The following is a 3,068-nucleotide window of genomic DNA, read 5'->3' as shown; positions in this document are numbered from 1 at the left end:
CGGGGCCGTGATCCGGTGCGGCAGGCCAACCGGGCGGGAACACGCGGTTGTTGAGGGATGGCGGCGTCGGGAGACTTCTACAGCGATGTCGATCCACATACGGCGATGTCGATTCACACCAAGGAGGACGCGCGGTCACCGCGTCCCGGCGTGGGACGGAGCGTGGCCGCGGCGAACTCCGTGCGGTCCGGCGGCCGGAGGCACGGCACCTGGTACAGGCGGCCCCCCTCGCCGAACTCGCCGGGCTCGGGGGTGAGGACCACCGTACGGTCCCGACCCCCGACCCCCGACCCCCGGCCCTGGCCTGGCCAGGCCCGACGCTCGTCAGACGTTGACGCCGAAGTCGGCGGCAATCCCGGCCAGGCCCGAGGCGTACCCCTGGCCCACCGCGCGGAACTTCCACTCCGCTCCGTTGCGGTACAGCTCCCCGAAGACCATCGCGGTCTCCGTCGAAGCGTCCTCGGACAGGTCGTAGCGGGCGAGTTCGCTGCCGCCTGCCTGGTTGACCACCCGGATGAAGGCGTTACGGATCTGTCCGAAGCTCTGTCCGCGGGCCTCGGCGTCGTGGATCGAGACGGGGAAGACGATCCTGTCGATGTCGGCGGGTACGGTGGCGAGGTTCACCTTGACGCTCTCGTCGTCGCCCTCGCCCTCACCGGTCAGGTTGTCGCCGGTGTGCTCGACGGAACCGTCCGGGCTCTTCAGGTTGTTGTAGAAGACGAAGTGCTGGTCCGAGACGACCTTGCCCGACGCGTTCAGCAGGAGCGCGGAGGCGTCCAGGTCGAAGTCGGCGCCGGTGGTGGTCCGAACGTCCCAGCCCAGCCCCACGAGCACCGCGGTCAGACCCGGCGCCTCCTTGCTCAGCGAGACGTTGCCGCCCTTGCCCAGGGAAACACCCATGGCCGATCCCTCCACGTAGTCGGTCGGTTCGGGTCCGCCGAACGAACCCCGTCAGAATCTACAACAATGTAGAAATCACAGCGGGGGCGGCGGCGCACACCAGCGCGACGACGGTGCGGCACTCGAGGGTCCCGAGGCGGAGGTGGGGTGTTGAACGCCCCGCAGCCCAGGAGCGTAACTCCCTCGACAACTGCGTAGAGTTCAGGGCTCACGTGGCCGGATGGCCGTGAACAGCGTGGCTGCGGGGCGGGCGATCGGGCCGGAGGTGGTCGGGGTGGGGCAGCGGGACGTACAGCGATCGGGGGGTGCGCGCAGGGGGCGACGCCGAACGCTGTGGTGGGTCACGGGAGTTCTGTCGGTGATACTCCTCGCCGTCGCCGGTGTCGGCGCGTGGGTGTACAAGGATCTCAACGACAACATCCAGGCGGCGGACCTCGACAACAAGCTCGGTGAGGGCCGGCCCGCCAACCTCAGTCCGGGCTCCAAGAACATCCTGCTCGTCGGTTCGGACACCCGCGCGGGCGGCAACGCCAAGTACGGCAGGGGGCTGACGACCATGCAGTCGGACACCCTGATGGTGCTGCACATCGCCGCCAGCCGGAAATGGGCCACCGCCGTGTCCTTCCCCCGCGACTCCTGGGTCCGGATCCCGGCTTGCGACAAGGGTGACGGCAGTACGTCCACCGTCCACCGCTTCAAGATCAACGAGGCGTTCGCGATCGGCGGGAGCAAGGGGAAGGTCGCCGACGCCGCCGCCTGCACCATCAAGACGGTCGAGCGGAACACCGGGCTGCGCATCGACCACTTCATGTCCATCGACTTCCAGGGCTTCAAGGGCATGGTCAACGCACTCGGCGGTATCGAGGTGTGCCCCAAGGAGGCCATCCACGACACCAAGGCCCATCTCGACCTGAAGGCCGGCTGCCAGACCGTCAAGGACGAGAAGGCACTCGGTTATGTACGCGCCCGCTACAGCGTCGGCGACGGCTCCGACCTCGGACGCATCGGCCGCCAGCAGGAGTTCATGCAGGCCCTCGCCGAGAAGGCGCAGTCGAGACTCACCAGTCCCAGTTCCCTGTACGGCTTCCTGCAGTCGGCGACCAAGTCGCTCACCACGGACACGGACCTGGCCGGCATCAAGCCTCTCTACGGCCTGGCTTCCCAGGTCAAGGGCATCCCCAGCGACCGCCTCGCCTTCCTGACCGTGCCGAACTACCCGCGCGAGGCCGACGTGCCCACCGACCGTGCCAACGTCGTGTGGCAATACCCGCAGGCCGCCGACCTGTTCACCGCGCTGGCCAAGGACCATGAAGTCCGCAAGTCGCAACTCCAGTCGGACACCGAGGATGTGGTGTACGCGTCGTCCGTACGCGTCCAGGTACTCAACGGCACGGGTGTCGGCGGGCGAGCCGCGGCTGTCGCGGAGCAGCTCCGCGAGGTGGGCTTCACCGTCGTCGCCACCGGCAACGCGCCCTCTCCCGTCCGCACGACGACGGTCAGCCACCCGCGGGGGCTCGACCGGCAGGCCGCCGTGCTCGTCTCCCGGCTCCCCGGGGTCTCCGCGGAGCGGAACAGCACGGCGACGGGCGGCACGGTGACCCTGGTGGTCGGCCCGGACTTCAAGCTGGACACCGTCCGATAGCGGCCCCGAGCCGGGTGGGACGCGCCGGATCAGCCGCGTGGGACGAGCCGTGTCGAAGGAGACGGCTCGGCCCACGGGGCCGGTCGGCGCGTGTCCGGGCCCCGGTCAGCTGCCGACGTAGGCCGCGAGATGCTCGCCGGTGACGGTGGAACGGGCGGCGATCAGATCGGCGGGGGTGCCCTCGAAGACGACGAGACCACCGTCGTGACCGGCGCCGGGCCCGAGGTCGATGATCCAGTCGGCGTGCGCCATGACCGCCTGGTGGTGCTCGACGACGATGACCGACTTGCCGGAGTCGACGAGTCGGTCGAGCAGGCCGAGGAGCTGCTCGACGTCGGCGAGGTGAAGGCCGGCGGTCGGCTCGTCGAGGACGTACACACCGCCCTTGTCGGCCATGTGCGTGGCCAGTTTGAGCCGCTGCCGTTCACCGCCTGACAGGGTGGTGAGGGGCTGGCCGAGGCTGAGGTAGCCGAGCCCGACGTCGGCGAGGCGGCCCAGGACGCGGTGCGCGGCCGGTGTGCTCGCC

3 protein-coding genes are annotated in these 3,068 nt (G+C 69.5%); 1 reads left to right on the top strand and 2 read right to left on the bottom strand.

Going from position 1 to position 3,068, the window contains the following annotated elements; translation table 11 throughout:
• Positions 1-324: 324 nt before the first annotated feature.
• Positions 325-900: a TerD family protein gene (locus tag ABZV34_RS38020; protein WP_356287435.1), complete on the bottom strand. Its 576-nt coding sequence runs from the start codon at positions 898-900 to the stop codon at positions 325-327.
• Between the two features lie 358 nt (positions 901-1,258).
• Here ABZV34_RS38020 and ABZV34_RS38015 point away from each other — a divergent pair, with 358 nt between their 5' ends.
• Positions 1,259-2,542, top strand: coding sequence for an LCP family protein (locus tag ABZV34_RS38015; RefSeq protein WP_356287432.1), 1,284 nt, complete (start codon positions 1,259-1,261; stop codon positions 2,540-2,542).
• Between the two features lie 105 nt (positions 2,543-2,647).
• On the opposite strand, the gene ABZV34_RS38010 is transcribed toward ABZV34_RS38015, so the two are convergent.
• Positions 2,648-3,068, bottom strand: a 421-nt coding sequence (locus ABZV34_RS38010; RefSeq protein WP_356287429.1) for an ATP-binding cassette domain-containing protein, incomplete at its 5' end; no start/stop codon positions are given.

The organism is Streptomyces sp. NPDC005195, assembly GCF_040608315.1.
GTDB lineage: Bacteria > Actinomycetota > Actinomycetes > Streptomycetales > Streptomycetaceae > Streptomyces > Streptomyces kaempferi.
This window is presented reverse-complemented; position numbering and strand designations above follow the sequence as displayed.

Bases quoted from the DNA above. Each gene is read 5' to 3' on its own strand.
- ABZV34_RS38020 (WP_356287435.1), bottom strand. From the start codon at position 900: ATGGGTGTTTCCCTGGGCAAGGGCGGCAACGTCTCGCTGAGCAAGGAG.